Below are 589 nucleotides of genomic sequence, written 5' to 3'. Positions count from 1 at the left end.
CTAGTACCCACTTTCCCTAGGAAGTGAGTCATGATTCAACATCGGGATGATACCCGAAGCAAGAGACGTCCACCTTTCGAAGAGAGATCGCAAGGTGCTTGAGGAACGTTGCCGCTCACCGCTGACGTTGCAGCGAGATTTGAAGCGGGCGCGGATCGTTCTTTTGGCGGCGGCCGGTCGCAGCACCCGATCGATCGCCAAAGAGGTTGGGGTCCAGCCGCGGATTGTCAGCCTTTGGCGGCATCGCTATGCCGATCATGGGCTTGAAGGCCTGCAAAGCAAGCCCCTGCCGGGCAAGCGTCCGATCTATACGAAGGCGACCGACAAACGGATTTTGAAGTTGCTCGATAAGTCGCCTCCGGCCGGGTATGCGCGCTGGACAGGGCCCCTGCTGGCCGGAGAACTTGGCGATGTCGACGTACAATATGTCTGGCGGTTCCTGCGCAATAACAAGATCGATCTCGCCGCCCACAAGTCTTGGTGCGAGAGCAACGACCCGCAGTTCACGGCCAAGGCGGCCGACGTAGTCGGCCTCTATGTGGCCCCACCAAAAAAGGCTATCGTCCTATGCGTGGACGAAAAGCCCTCG

At 58.9% G+C, this 589-nt stretch carries 1 protein-coding gene; it reads left to right on the top strand.

Features of this window, described 5'->3' with window-relative positions:
* Positions 1-46: 46 nt before the first annotated feature.
* A partial coding sequence (locus tag SO180_RS42485) for an IS630 family transposase (RefSeq protein WP_449384721.1) occupies positions 47-589 on the top strand: 543 nt, incomplete at its 3' end.

This window comes from Bradyrhizobium sp. UFLA05-112 (assembly GCF_053572325.1).
This window is presented reverse-complemented; position numbering and strand designations above follow the sequence as displayed.